The organism is Caloramator proteoclasticus DSM 10124, assembly GCF_900129265.1.
In the GTDB taxonomy this organism is placed as follows: domain Bacteria; phylum Bacillota; class Clostridia; order Clostridiales; family Caloramatoraceae; genus Thermobrachium; species Thermobrachium proteoclasticum.
In genome coordinates this window covers 15,237-29,505 of the sequence record NZ_FQVG01000007.1, presented here as the reverse complement: position 1 = coordinate 29,505, position 14,269 = coordinate 15,237, and the positions used below count along the sequence as shown (strand labels likewise).

General features: G+C 30.9%; 14 protein-coding genes and 1 pseudogene. All 15 read right to left on the bottom strand.

All coding sequences use genetic code 11. The features are described 5' to 3' along the window. Position 1: 1 nt before the first annotated feature. Positions 2-1,366: a UDP-N-acetylmuramoyl-tripeptide--D-alanyl-D-alanine ligase gene (locus BUB63_RS13805; RefSeq protein WP_242947337.1), complete on the bottom strand. Its 1,365-nt coding sequence runs from the start codon at positions 1,364-1,366 to the stop codon at positions 2-4. After that, positions 1,355-2,797, bottom strand: a pseudogene (locus tag BUB63_RS13800) (UDP-N-acetylmuramoyl-L-alanyl-D-glutamate--2,6-diaminopimelate ligase); the annotation flags it as partial. The pseudogene BUB63_RS13800 and the gene BUB63_RS13805, both read right to left, overlap by 12 nt. Before the next feature lie 58 nt (positions 2,798-2,855). After that, entirely contained in the window at positions 2,856-4,997 is a 2,142-nt protein-coding gene (locus BUB63_RS03020) for a stage V sporulation protein D (protein ID WP_423230477.1), read from the bottom strand. A gap of 28 nt (positions 4,998-5,025) precedes the next feature. After that, a complete protein-coding gene (locus BUB63_RS03015) occupies positions 5,026-5,490 on the bottom strand; it encodes a hypothetical protein (protein ID WP_073247898.1) in 465 nt (154 codons plus the stop codon). Positions 5,491-5,519: 29 nt separating this feature from the next. After that, positions 5,520-6,449: a 16S rRNA (cytosine(1402)-N(4))-methyltransferase RsmH gene (gene rsmH / locus BUB63_RS03010; protein WP_027308727.1), complete on the bottom strand. Its 930-nt coding sequence runs from the start codon at positions 6,447-6,449 to the stop codon at positions 5,520-5,522. 19 nt (positions 6,450-6,468) lie between these two features. Then, on the bottom strand, positions 6,469-6,897 hold the full coding sequence (gene mraZ / locus BUB63_RS03005; protein WP_027308728.1) for a division/cell wall cluster transcriptional repressor MraZ: 429 nt from the start codon (positions 6,895-6,897) through the stop codon (positions 6,469-6,471). Between the two features lie 145 nt (positions 6,898-7,042). Then, positions 7,043-7,198 carry an aspartyl-phosphate phosphatase Spo0E family protein gene (locus tag BUB63_RS03000; protein ID WP_084106464.1) on the bottom strand — a complete coding sequence of 52 codons (156 nt, stop codon included), beginning with the start codon at positions 7,196-7,198 and terminating at the stop codon, positions 7,043-7,045. Positions 7,199-7,325: 127 nt separating this feature from the next. Continuing rightward, positions 7,326-7,544, bottom strand: a complete 219-nt coding sequence (locus BUB63_RS02995; RefSeq protein WP_027308729.1) for a hypothetical protein — start codon at positions 7,542-7,544, stop codon at positions 7,326-7,328. Positions 7,545-7,590: 46 nt separating this feature from the next. After that, the gene (locus BUB63_RS02990) at positions 7,591-8,250 is read right to left on the bottom strand and encodes a hypothetical protein (protein WP_051350656.1); all 660 of its coding nucleotides are present in this window, start codon (positions 8,248-8,250) and stop codon (positions 7,591-7,593) included. A 10-nt stretch (positions 8,251-8,260) separates the two neighbouring features. Then, positions 8,261-10,075 (bottom strand): tetratricopeptide repeat protein, encoded by a 1,815-nt coding sequence (locus tag BUB63_RS02985; protein WP_159431448.1) that lies wholly within the window; start codon positions 10,073-10,075, stop codon positions 8,261-8,263. A 35-nt stretch (positions 10,076-10,110) separates the two neighbouring features. Beyond that, positions 10,111-10,974 (bottom strand): DUF6385 domain-containing protein, encoded by an 864-nt coding sequence (locus tag BUB63_RS02980; protein ID WP_200790144.1) that lies wholly within the window; start codon positions 10,972-10,974, stop codon positions 10,111-10,113. Between the two features lie 11 nt (positions 10,975-10,985). Continuing rightward, positions 10,986-11,825, bottom strand: coding sequence for a DNRLRE domain-containing protein (locus BUB63_RS02975; RefSeq protein WP_073247896.1), 840 nt, complete (start codon positions 11,823-11,825; stop codon positions 10,986-10,988). 130 nt (positions 11,826-11,955) lie between these two features. Then, positions 11,956-13,368: an aminopeptidase gene (locus BUB63_RS02970; RefSeq protein WP_073247895.1), complete on the bottom strand. Its 1,413-nt coding sequence runs from the start codon at positions 13,366-13,368 to the stop codon at positions 11,956-11,958. A gap of 75 nt (positions 13,369-13,443) precedes the next feature. Continuing rightward, positions 13,444-13,995 carry a 5-formyltetrahydrofolate cyclo-ligase gene (locus tag BUB63_RS02965; protein ID WP_073247894.1) on the bottom strand — a complete coding sequence of 184 codons (552 nt, stop codon included), beginning with the start codon at positions 13,993-13,995 and terminating at the stop codon, positions 13,444-13,446. A gap of 15 nt (positions 13,996-14,010) precedes the next feature. After that, entirely contained in the window at positions 14,011-14,265 is a 255-nt protein-coding gene (locus tag BUB63_RS02960) for a DUF896 domain-containing protein (RefSeq protein WP_084106462.1), read from the bottom strand. Positions 14,266-14,269: the final 4 nt, after the last annotated feature.

Sequence of the window (14,269 nt, the reverse complement as noted above, 5' to 3'; positions counted from 1 at the left end):
CTCACTTCCTATGCTCTTTTAAATTGTCAGATATATACTCAAGCTCCATACCTCTTGAAGCCTTTATTAAAATAACATCATTTCCTTTAACATTACTTTTAATAAAATTTAGTGCTTCCTCTTTAGTTTTAAAATAGTAGGATTCAATTTTATTTTTTGCCTCTTCAAAGTAATATTTTGAAAAATCACCAATTGCAACTAACATATCACACTTATTCGCAGCATATCCTCCAACTTCCTTATGTAACTCAACTGAATACTCTCCAAGTTCAAACATATCTCCTAAGACTGCAATTCTTCTCCCTTTAAACTTACTTAAGACATCTAATGCGGCCTTCATTGAATCTGGATTTGCATTATAGCAGTCAATTATTAGTTTAATATCCTCATCTAATTCAACAATGTTCATCCTCATATTACCAGGATTAAATACCAATATCCCATTGTATATTTCTTCATAATTTAAACCTATAATATCTCCTACAGCTATTGCAGATAAGGCATTATATATGTTGTGTGTTCCTGGTAGTGCAACTTTAAATTTTCTTTCAATACCTGATAATAAGCATTTAAATTCCATTCCCTCAGAACCTAAATCTATTATATCATAAGCTTTATATTCAGCATCATTATTAATTGCAAATTTAACAACTTTATATTTATCTGTCACTACTTTATTTAACATATCATTATCAGCATTTATTATCAATATGTTATCCTCTTTAAAAAATGTAGTTATTTCCATTTTAGCCTTTAGTATATTTTCCCTACTTCCTAACTTTTCAATATGTGCTGTTCCTATATTACTAATAACAGCAATATTAGGATTTGCTACATATGCTGAACTTTCAATCTCTCCAAAGCGATCCATTCCCATTTCTAAAACAGCTGCCCTATGTTTTGAATTTAGATTTAAAACTGTCATTGGTATTCCTATCTCATTATTAAAATTCTTTTCAGTCTTTAATACATTTAACCTTTGGGATAAAACTGAAGCTATCATCTCCTTAGTTGTTGTTTTACCACTACTGCCAGTAACCGCCACAACAGGAATGTCATATCTTAACCTATAGTATCTTGCTATTTCTTTATAGGCCATTAATGTGTCATCTACTAAAATTTGAGGTATATCCACATTTAAATCTAACTTTGAAACTACAGCACATAAAGCACCTTTTTCTTTAACTTCCTTTATAAAATTATGCCCATCAAATTTTTCTCCAATAAGTGCAACAAAAACATCACCCTCTTCAATTTTTCTACTGTCTGTTTGTATTTTATTTACTTTTATTTTTGCATCCTTTATATTATACGCCTTCCCCTTTGTAGCTGTAATAATATCCTCCAGAGTTACTACTTCCTTCAAAATATCCTCTACAATTTTTCTTTCATCAAATTCTACAACTTTGTCCTTAAGTATTTGATATTTTTCATGTCCCTTTCCAGCAATCACTATTACATCACCCTTTACTGAATTTTTTATGGCATATTCTATTGCCTTTCTTCTATCTTCAATTATAACATATTTACAATTAGTAGTAACAATACCAGGTATAATATCTTTTATTATATCCTGTGGTTCTTCACTTCTTGGGTTATCAGATGTTATAATACAAAAATCAGAAAGTAGCCCTGCAGCCTTGCCCATAAGTGGTCTTTTTCCTCTATCTCTATCGCCTCCACATCCAAATACAGTAATTAACCTTCCTCTTGTATATTCCCTTGCAGCTTTTAATATATTTTCTATTCCATCAGGAGTATGTGCATAATCAATTACAATTGTGGAGCCTATATTACAACTAATTTTTTCACTTCTTCCAGGTACTGATTTTAATTTTTCAACTCCCTTTACTGCAACCTCAATAGGTATATTTATTGAAAGTGCTGCAGCAATACTTCCTAATGCATTATAAACATTAAATTTACCTGGCAGATGTAGTTTTACTCTTCTAATATAATTATCTAATATTAAATCAAATTCTGTCCCATCTGAATCTATTATTAAATTCTTTGCCATAATATCTGCTCTATTATCTATTCCAAATGTTATTATCTTTTTATTTTTCAATAGGCCATAAGCTTTTTTCCCATATTCATCATCTATATTTATAACACAATATTCACTACAATTAAATAATTTCATTTTTGCATTAAAATAATTTTCCATAGTCCTATGAAAATCTAAGTGATCCTGTGTTAAGTTTGTAAAAATACCTACTTTAAAATTAATTCCATAAACTCTTTTAAGCTCAAGGGAATGGGATGAAACCTCCATAATGCAATGGGTAATATTATTTTGTTTCATTTCATAAAAATACCTTTGTAAATCTAAAGATTCAGGGGTGGTTCTTTTAGCTTCTTCTATTTTATCTCCTATAATTTCATATATTGTACCTAATAGGGCTGTTTTTTTATTGAACTCGTCTAAAATTGATTTAATCATAAATGTAGTTGTAGTCTTTCCATTTGTACCAGTAACACCAATAACCTCTAAAGAATTTAAAGGTGTGCCATAAAATTTAGCAGAGATAGCTGCCATTGCTTCTCTGGTATCCTTGACCTTTACAACCGTAATATCGTTACCAACAAAAACATCCTTTGAGACAACTACAGCCCTTGCACCCTTTTCTACAGCTTCCTTTACAAATAAGTGTCCGTCTGTTTTAAACCCCTCAATGCAGAAAAAAAGGCTTTCGTTTCTAATATCACTACTTGAATAAGACAGGTGTCTTATCTCTACATCATCGCCCTGTAACAACTCAAAATCCAACCCATTAAGCAGAGAAAAAAGATTCATAAATACACCCCCTTTAATTTTTTAGCACAATATGGAATACCATATTGTGCTAAATATATTAATCCTCCGGCTGTTCTAATAGTACATTAATTGTAGTGTTTTTATCAACCTCTTGTCCTGGTAAAATATCCTGTGTTGCTCCGATACCTTCACCAGAAATATTAACTTTTATTCCCAGAGCCTTAGCAAGTTCCGTAATTTCCTTTTTAGTCATATTTTTAAAATCAGGAACAACCACCTTTAAATCTTTGTTTTGTTCGTATCCCATATATAAAGTTATCTTTGTATTTTGTTTGACAGAAACTCCAGGTTTTGGACTCATATCATACACTATATCTCCATTCCCTTGCTTCTCATAGTCAATCTTATTTTGTTTCAAAATATTAACAGCCTCATTCAATTTTAAACCTCTAATTTCTGGTAAAACTATTTCAGGTGTTATCACCTCAACACTATCTGGTTCAATATTTAAGTATTTTACAATGTCTTCAATTATAACCCTTGCAAGAGGTGCAGCGGTACTACCTGCATAATAGTTGGATGGATCTGGTTCATCTATTGATACTAATATAGTAAACCTTGGATTATTAGCAGGAACGATAGCACCAAAGGACGAAATATACTTACCGGGCTCATAACCAGATTTAGGGTTTTGGGCAACCTTTTGTGCAGTACCAGTTTTTCCTCCAACGTGATAACCTTCTAAGTATGCCTTTTTCGCTCCTCCCTTTGATACAACAAGTTCTAACAAACTCCTCAACTCCGCAGCTGTATCCTTTGATATTACTTGTTTTACACTCTGAGGTTGGTATTCTCTTATAACAGATGTATTTCCATCCTCATCTGTATATAATACCTTCTTTAAAAAGTGGGGTTTCATCATTACACCATCATTTGCAATTGCAGACAATGCAGTAATATATTGAATTCCAGTTACCGCAACACCTTGACCAAAGGCTTGGTTTGCTGTTTCCACAGGTCCCATACTTGATACCGGAATCAATATACCTTTTTCTTCACCTGGAAAATCTATACCAGTTTTTTGACCAAATCCAAATTGCGCAAAATACTTACGAAGTCTTTGTGCACCAAGCTCAAGACCTACCTCCATAAAACCTACGTTACAGGAATTTTGTAGAATTTCGGCAAAGGTTTGTGTACCGTGACCTGAAGTCTTCCAACATTTTATTCTTCTTCCTGCAACCACCTTGCCTCCAGTACATACATATTTACTATTTTCATTTACTATATTTTCCTCAAGTGCTGCTGCAGCAGTATATACCTTCAAAATTGAACCAGGCTCAAAATTCTCTTGAACCATTCTATTTCTCCAGCTATTTAGTGCCTCCTCAGTAGTTTTACCAGCAAAAGGATTATTAGGATCATAATCTGGTTTGTTTGCCATTGCCAGAATTTCTCCTGTCTTTGGATCCATAACTATTGCACTTATTCTCTTTGCTTTATATTCCTCAAGTCCTTGTTCTAATGCCCTTTCAACAAAAAATTGAATTGACTGATCTATTGTTAAAACTAAATCATATCCATTTTTAGGAGGAATATAGGTAGGTGCATCATAGGGTAATTCTCTGTGATACGCATCTCCTTGGATAATTAATCTACCAGTTTTACCCTTTAACTCTTTATTATAATACATTTCAAGCCCTGCTCTTCCATTACCATCTGCATCTGTAGTTCCTAAAACATGTGCTAAAAAATTGCCATTAGGATAGTATCGTTTTGTATCCTCAGACACTATTACCCCTGGCAACTTTAGTTCTCTAATTTTATTTCCTATGTCTTTATCAATTCTTCTTTTTAATATGACAGCATTATAATTCATATTTAACTTTTTCAAAATACTATCCTTACTCAAATCAAGTAGTGGAGCTAACTTACTTGCCATCTCCTCTTTAGTAATCTTATTCTTTTTTACTGCATCATTTACATCTTTTAAAACCACATCGACTCTATTTACATTTCCACTTAAAGCCAGAGCATTTCCATTTCTATCTAAAATCTTTCCCCTATTTGCTTCTATAATAATTTCATAAGTCCACTGTTCCTTTGCCATTCTCTGTAGTTGGGGAGACCATACAAGTTGAACCCAAGCATATCTTCCTACTATTACTGTTTGAACTATAATCATTATAATGTATACAACTACTATTCTTCTTTTCATTGACAGCGTTGTCCTTGACAAATACATCCCCCCTATGTTTATTACTAAATCAATGGATGAAACCTACGAACTTTTGAAATAATTTATATGCTGTAACCTTTTTATCTTCAACAGAACATAACATCTTGACATCAACGTATTTTACCTCTTCCGCCTTAGGATTTACCATATTATATTTTTTTACAGCTTCACCTTCAATCTTTTTTATATTATTTTTAACAGCAAGTGACACCTGAAGATTTTGATTTTCCTTTTGCACCTGTGCAACCTGACTCTTTAATTCTCTAAGTTCAGTATTCATATTATATATAAGTACAAACCTTGATAATGTAAATATTGAAAGTGCAAATGTAAATAATATAAATCTTAAGACTTTAAGTTTAACCTTTATATTTTTATTAGTACTTTTTTTGGGTTTTTCTACTTTTTTAACCTTATTTTTCTCGTTAACTTCAACCTTATAGGCAACATTACCCTGCGTTTTATATCTATTCTTATTACTTGCCATTACCATAATTATTCACCCCCGCACACCTTTAGAACCTATATTTTTTGTGCTATTCTAAGTTTTGCACTTCTTGATCTTGGATTATATTCTATTTCTTCATCCGATGGTACTATTGGCTTTTTTGTAATTATTTCAATATCTCCCCTTTTTCCACAAACACAAACAGGAAAGCTTGGTGGACAAGTACAAGGATTTTGTCTCTCCTTAAAGACATTTTTTACAATTCTATCCTCTAAGGAATGAAATGTTATAATGCAGAGTCTACCTCCACTTTTTAAAACATCTAAACAGTCATTAACAGCCTTTTCTAATATTTCAATCTCCTTATTAACCTCTATACGAATTGCTTGAAATGTTCTCTTTGCAGGATGTGGTCCTTCACGCCTTGCAGATGCTGGTATTGCAGCCTTTATGACATCCACAAGTTCATATGTTGTTTCAATAGGTTTTACATTTCTTTGTTTAACTATAAATTCTGCAATTCTTGAGGCCCATTTTTCTTCTCCATATTCCTTTAGAATATATATTAATTGTTCTTTAGTATATCCATTTACAACATCATAGGCTGTTATATCAACATCTCTATTCATTCTCATATCAAGCTTTGCATTATGCATATAGCTAAATCCCCTATCAGGAGTATCAAGCTGATATGAAGAAACACCTAAATCAAGCAAAATACCATCAACACCATCTACATTCAATTCATTTAATACATACTTAATATTTGCAAAATTATTATGTACAAACTTAACATTATTAAAATCTTTAAGCCTTTCCATAGATGCCCTTAATGCATCTTTGTCCTGATCTATTCCAATTAACAATCCTCCACTTAGCCTTTTTACTATTTCACTTGAGTGGCCCGCACCACCTAAAGTACCATCAACATATATACCATCAGGTTTTATATTTAAACCCTCAATACATTCCTGTAGCATAATAGAAATATGTTTAAATTCCATATACATTACCACCTCATTACTATATTCCAAGCTGTGACATCTTCTCTGCTATTTCATCGTAGTCTATATTTTGTTCATTATATTCAAGCCACTTATCTTTACTCCAAATTTCAATTCTATTTGAAACCCCTATACTTACTATTTCCTTTTCTATATTTGCATATTCGATAAGATTTTGGGGAATTAAAGCTCTACCTTGCTTATCTATCTCAACCTCTGATGCTCCAGAAAAGAAAAATCTAACAAAGGCACGGGCGTCCTTATTTGTTAAAGGAAGTTGCTTCAATTTATCCTCAAGCTTCTTCCACTCATCGATAGGATAAACATATAGACAACCATCGAGCCCCTTTGTTATTATAAATTTTCCACCTAAACCTTCTCTAAACTTTGCTGGAACAATCATTCTGTTCTTGGCATCAAGTGCGTGACTATACTCCCCAATAAACATCTTATCCTCCACTTTTAAACCACTTTGCTCCACTTTTCACCACTACAATTATAATTCTATAACAAAAATAAAAATCCTTCCATAGTATTTTTATTTTTTCAAAAAAAATTTTTAGCCAAGGATAATTCCTTGGCTAAAATGGTGATTAAGATGGAAGATAAGCATTTTGAGTTGTCATATTATAATACTCAACTATAAGCTTATCTAATTCTTGGCTTAAATATAATACTTTATCTAATTTATTTGTTAAAATTGCATTATACAACTCAATTCTTAAATTTTCGATTTTTTCCTTTAGCATTTTGAACCCCTCCCCCTTTTTATTGTGGTGAAAAGTGGAGGTTCGCTTATATTTTACATCTTTTTCGAATATTTTGTCAATGATTAACTTATTTTTACGAAAAAATTATTTGAAATAGAATGGAACTCTACAATCTTTTTAAAATGTGTTCTGATTCGACTCTTTTCCCCAAACCATTTAGTGCAATACCTATTGCTCCTAAGCTTGTAAACCTATCTAATTCTTCTGGGAGTCTTTGCAACGGCAATTCATCATAATTATAGTTGATAAACTCCTGCTCCTCTAAAATTGAAATAGGTTGAGAAAAATCAGGATTATTAAAATTAAAAATGTCCTTGTGCTGCACAATATCACCCCTTTAAATTATTGTTTGCACAAGGACTCATATTATTCTATTTATTTTTCAATGTTTTTATAATTTTTGCTGCATCATCCTTTGTCCAATCCTTTGATTTTTCCTTACCTGTTACTTTTTTTGTAAAATCCATAAGTTGTGTTTCCGACATTCCTTTATCCTTTGCAAGTTTTGCAATAAAGGCCTTCTGGCTGGCTGTAGCTAAATTCACCTTTATATTTGTATTTATTATCTCATCTAATTCCTCTATATCTTGAGTAAACATACCCGATGTCCTCGTTGCAGTTAATATAGCATCAACAAGTGCTCTCTTCTTCGACAGCTTTAATACAGTATTTGCTACTCCATATGGATTTTGATTTAAAAACTTACTTTCTCTGCTATTGCAGGACCCTAATCCTTCTGAAACAGTGCGTCCTAAACTATTTTTAAGAGTACACTTACAAACATAATGAAATATACCTTCTTTAAAATCTTCTACCTTTTCTAATATCTCAACCTGAACGGAAAAATTAAGAAGTGAGCATAGTTTTTCAGCTCCAGATTTTAATAAACTTGGTTTTGGGTATTCTGCTATCTTACCATAATCCTCTCCATCTTTAAAATTTTCCTTTATGTAGTTTACAATTAATTGATAGGAGTTTATCTCATTTTTTACATCCTCTTCTGTTAAAAAATTAAACATCTCCTTTTCCACCTATACCACCTCATTCATCTTTAAAAATATCTAAATTATTATATGCAAGCTCTAAATAATCAACAGCTCTACTACAGGATGTCTTTACACTCAAATCCTTTGACTTTAAAATATTTAATACAGATGTTTTTATTCTACACATACAAAGTAGTCTATTTAACTCTTCACTATCCTTAAGCATCAGTGCATAGGAAATATACTTTTCACAATCTGAATAATTGCCCTTTAGAAAACATATTTTTGCATTTATTGTTAATACATTGAAATCAAATTTGTAATCTCTATATTTATCATCTATTATCTGTAAGCATAAATCATAATATTTATTTTCATAACAACTTTTTAAAACATCATAAAACTTTATATCAATTTTATCGGATATAAGCCTTTTTACATAGCCTTCAACTTTGCTGTTTCTGCTTCTTAAAAGTAACTTTATTATAGCTTCTAAGTAAATAGTGTTCCCTTTGTATTCGGTATTAAAATAAAAGTAATTGTGGGCATCTATTAACTCAGACAAATTTTCCCTTTTGATTATTTCCACAAAGTCCTTAAATTTTGTCAAATACAGATTGCTATCAAGTAAAATACAGCAAACACCCAATGTTAGAAAGAATTCTTTATCTAAATATTTAAAATAAGTATATATGAGGTCAAAACACCTACTAAATTCACCTATATGATAATAGGCAATAATTCTTGATTCTACTGATTCTAAATCATCTTCAAATATGCTATATTTAATTACCTCCTCCCATCTTGCAGTATCCCTAAGTCCCCTCATCATATTAATATACAAATCTCTTCCCTGTATATTTAAATTGTCCCTTAAGTATCCTTCTATCACATTTATTTTAAATTTAAGCACCTTAAATATCCTAAACATTTTGTTTAAAAATATATATTCCTTTTTTGCCATATAAGCATAACTATAGTATTTTAAAGAGGTAGAATAATCCTCTAAAAAATAATAGACCTCTCCTAACTCATAATAGCACAAAAAGCTATTACATCCCCATACACTAATGTCAAAATCTTTACTTTTTAGACAACTAAAAAAATCCTCAATAGCTTCATTATAATTTCCAAGCCTTTTATTTATCAATCCTGAAAAATAGGATGAATCACCATATTTTTTTTGTTTTAATTCTTCAAAGAACATTTTAGCTTCTATATACCTATTTTTATAAAAATAAGATAAACCAACTAATCTTTTAGTATATTCATCTACTCCCATATGATGTATTACATTATATAGCTTTATTACTTCATCAAATTCACAGGACAAATAATATAACTCCATACTATAGACAACAAAATCATAATTAGATAGATTATCTGTATACTTATTTAAAGCTTTATATATATTAATATTTTCTTCCTTAGAAGTCTTTGTATTAATAAATATATCTAATGCCTCCAAATCAAAAGAAGCCACACTTTTTCCATTATGACCTATGTATGTAATATTTCTTTTATGGAGCCTTATTTGTTTTTCAACTACAATTCCCTCTGCCCTATTTTGAATTACATTAAAGGAGTATGCATCATGCTCAAGTTTTAATTTTTTTATATATTCTATATCTGAGATTCTCTCATTTGACATAATAAATAAAACATATTCTCCAGTGACTTGAGATAGAACCATATTTTTAAGTTTAGATAAATTCCCATCGAAATTTATGTTTGAAATCTTAATATCACTTCTTTTAGTTCCCTTAATAACAATAGGAACATATATTATATCCTTTGATATAAATTTTAACTGATCAATTAATTCCTCCTCCAAGTTACAAACCCCTAAAATAACACACGTGATTGACATATATCCCCCTTTATCCCACCCTCCCACCCACAAATTTAATATCTTGCTTGAAAATAAACATCCAATGTAGTTGATTGTCCACTTAATGTTGATTTGTATCCAAGCCTTACATATTGTAAAAATTTACTTGGTATTATGAGTTCTTTGGCGCCCGAAGTTACAATAATGTCAATTATATGGTCTATTGCATCATTTGCATTATTTGTAGGACTAATCTGCACTATTAGGCTTGCACTGTTACTTCCCTTATTTTTTATATAAAATACATAATCGGAATACATTGATACATCTTTAAAGGAAAGATAAGTGAAACTATCTGTGGTATTCAAATCACCAAACAGTTGACTTTCAAAACTCCTCTTTGCATTTACTACTTTAATTAAGCCATCGCTATCTGTTGTGATAACCTTGTTGTTTTCACCATCATACCCATAGATTAAAATTGAATCCTGTGAATTAGATAAATTTCTTATATCTACTTCGTTTGCAATCGATGCAACCTCAATTCGTCCACTACTATCTGTTTTTATCTGTCTTTTATCTGTTCCATCGGTACCATAGATTGAAACACTATCATCAGTTGTTAAATTCCTTATATCAAGATCAGTAGCCTGCACTGTCAAAGTCTCATCAGATGTAATAAATAGTTCTCCATCAGTATTCGTTTTTAATATTTTCATAGTAGTTCCGCCATCATTACTACCGTAGACTGCTACACCATCTTGACTACTTGAGAGATTTCTAATATCCAAATCTGTCGCAGTTACATTTATTGGATTTTCAGTTAAAATTTGTAGCTTACCGTTCGAATCTACCTGTATAGGCGTAGTAACACTTGATCCAAAAATCTGAACCTTAAGATCACTTGCACTATTTGAAAAAACAGCATTATTAGGCATATATCTCCCCCCTATTTATACACCTGATAAATAAATTTAATATTCACTCTTCCTTCACCATTTGTATATGTAGATATTCTATAGTATTTTCCATAGTACTTTGGTACAAGAATTTCACATTGGCTTATACAAACCCTCTTTTCAATATCTCTAACCCAAGTAAAACCATCTGCACTTACATCAACGCACACATCAATGTCTTTATATCCTGTATTTTTTATAAAAAAACTTCCTATAATCATTCTACTTACATCATAAACACTACTATAACCGGTATTTATAAAATTTAAATCCATAACCTCCTCTTTAACTTCTATAAACTTACCCTCATCATATACCCTTGGTTTTATAAAATTTATATATAGTTTTGGAATTGTAGAATACTGGCTACTTTTTGATGAACCGAAGGCTACAAGAGATTTTTTATTCTCTTCACATCTTAATAAAATACCCTTATTTATAACTTCCCCACTCATCCACCGTTGTGCAAAACTTGTTATATTTATATTAATTAATCCATACTTTTTATAGGATATATTTGTTCTAATATAGTCATTATAAAACTTTGGCTGATGATTATATGTTGTGAAGTCACCAAAATCCTCCTGTAACATATAAGCATATAAATTTTTACTTAAACACTTAAAATAATCCTCAATCAAAAATAGCTGAAGTATTGCTGATGTTATAAAAGCATTATAGGGAAGAGAAGATATATCAAATTTCAAAAAACTTCTATATATAAAATTTCCATTGAAACCACAGCAGATTATATCTGTATTTATATTTTCCTCTGGTTTTTCATTTGTTATAGTTAATGATTTGTCAGCTAAAAAAATTGCTTCACCCATACCACCACTCCTAATGCATTATATGCATAATATGCGTAAAAATTTAAAAAATGCCTATATTTTTTTATTTTTAGGTTTATAGTATTTGAAAATAATCAGAGGGTGGTTTAAAACCACCCTCTGATTGTTCTTATGCATTTAATAGGAATGCCTTATACGCCCTATATGTTTCATAAATATCTGCCTTACTTGCTATTTCCCATGGTGCATGCATACTAAGTAGTGCAACACCACAGTCAACAACCTCCATACCATATTCTGCTAAAATATACGCTATTGTTCCGCCGCCACCTTGATCTACCTTACCTAATTCAGCAGTTTGCCATACTATACCGTTGTCATTGAATATATCTCTAACCTTGCCCATAAATTCAGCATTTGCATCATTGCAGGAATATTTTCCTCTTGAACCAGTATACTTTGTTAAAACTATTCCTTTTCCAAGATATGCAGCATTCTTCTTTTCAACAACACCAGGATAATTTGGATCAACGCCGCAAGTTACATCTGATGAAAGCATACAAGAATTTGCAAGAGCTCTTCTTAATTTTAGTTCTGAATATTCTCCCTTAAGCTCCATAACTTCAGCTACTACATTTTCAAAAAATCTTGAGTGCATTCCAGTTGCACCGTTGCTTCCTATCTCCTCTTTATCTACAAATAGTGCACAGCAAGTCTTTTGTGGATTTTCAACATCAAACATAGCTTCAAGTGAAGTAAATGCACAAATTCTATCATCGTGTCCATAAGCCATAACCATACTTCTATCAAGACCAACGTCCCTTGATTTACCAGCTGGAACTATTTCAAGCTCTGCTGTAACAAAATCCTCTTCAGTCATTCCATACTTTTCATTTAAAAGTCTTAAAATGTTTAATTTAACTCTATCCTTTGCTTCTTTATCTTGTATTGGCATACTTCCTATTAATACATTTAAATCTTCGCCTTCAATTCCATTGGCAAGTTTCTTTTCCATTTGATTTGCTGATAAATGTATTAGTAGGTCACTTATGTATACAACTGGATCATTTTCATCTTCACCAATAACAACATTTATAACTTCTCCACCCTTTTTAACTACAACACCATGTATTGCAAGTGGAATTGTAACCCATTGATACTTCTTAATTCCACCATAGTAGTGTGTTTCAAGCATTGCAAAGGCTTCATCTTCGTATAGTGCATTTGGCTTTAAATCTATTCTTGGTGAGTCTATATGTGAACCAACAATGTTAAATCCCTTTTCCATTGGTTCATTACCAACTACAAAAAGTGCAACTGCCTTATCCTTATTTACAGCATAGATCTTATCGCCAGCATTTATTTTTTTACCCTGTGATATTAATTCGTTAATATCAACGAATCCCTTCTCCTTTGCTCTTCTAACAATTTCATTGCAAGCTTCACGTTCAGTCTTTGAAGCATCCATAAACTTCTTATAATCTTCACTGAAATCCATTACTTCCTTAAGTTCAGCTTCTGTTAACTTATCCCAAACATATTCATATTTTTTAGTTAAGTTTTGTAATCCCTTTGTATCCATTTTTATGTACCCCCTTTTGGTAAACATTACAACACTATTCTATATTATTTTTAAAATTTTTTCAAATTTTTTTACTTATAATTTTAATATTCCCTCTTCACAGATTAAATAATCCATTTTTATATCGTGTTCATCCTTATATACATCATCAACTATTTGAAAATCGTAGCAAATTCCAACCTTTATACCTTTAAAATCCTCTAAAAATCTATCATAATAGCCTGCACCATATCCTAATCTATACCCATTTTTATCAAAGGCAACACCCGGGATAAAAATCAAATCAATTTGCTTTTTATCTATCACTTCAAATTGCTTAGGCTCTAATATTCCATATTCTCCCTTAGTTAATTCATCTATCTTATTTACTATACAAGGTATTAATTTAAATTGGCTTTTTATTGTCTTTGGATATATTAATACTTTACCTTCTTTTAGAATCTCCTCTGCCAAAAATGAAGTCTCTACTTCATTTCTAAAGGCAGAATATATCATTATTGAATTTGAATTTAAAAATTTATCCCAATTTATTATATGTTTTGTAATTACTATACTTCTTTTTATAACTTCCTCTTTTGAAAGCTCATTTCTAATATTTATATATTTTTTTCTCAAAATATTTTTCATAAAACCACTACCTAATTAATGCTTATGACCACAACCACAACTTCCATGTTCATGTCCACAAGAACATCCTTTATTTTTCATAATTTCATCATATTCATCCTTATCCACTACTTTTATATTTTCAAGTTGTGCTCTTAAACTTTCCTTGACAGAATCAATATAAAGTCTTCTTAAATAGGCCTGTTCCTTCTTTTCCTCTTCTGTAAGTCCCTCCTGCTGTGATTTTCTGTAAAGTTCATTTATTCTCTGTATTTGCTCCTTTGTTATCATACAA